Source organism: Shewanella sp. S1-58-MNA-CIBAN-0166 (assembly GCF_040310085.1).
Lineage (GTDB): Bacteria > Pseudomonadota > Gammaproteobacteria > Enterobacterales > Shewanellaceae > Shewanella.
This window is the reverse complement of sequence record NZ_JBEOPN010000191.1, coordinates 1-244: the sequence shown is the minus strand read 5'-3', so window position 1 is coordinate 244 and position 244 is coordinate 1. Positions and strand designations below refer to the sequence as shown.

The following is a 244-nucleotide window of genomic DNA, read 5'->3' as shown; positions in this document are numbered from 1 at the left end:
CCCTGATGCATTTATGCGTATGATTGATTCAAAACGCCTTGGCCGTAAGTCTGGTCGTGGTTTTTATGAATACGATAAAAAAGGCAAAAAGGTTGATGAGTCAGTTTACGAACTATTGGGTGTTACCCCGGCTCCACGTTTAAACAAGAGCGAAATTGCTAAGCGTTGTGTATCGCAAATGCTTAACGAAGCAGTACGCTGTTTAGATGATGGCATTATTGCCAGCCCACGTGATGGCGATATC

The 244-nt window shown here is 43.4% G+C and carries 1 pseudogene; it reads left to right on the top strand.

From position 1 onward, the window contains the following. Positions 1–244 (top strand): annotated as a pseudogene (fadJ, locus tag AAEY99_RS21650) (fatty acid oxidation complex subunit alpha FadJ); the annotation flags it as partial.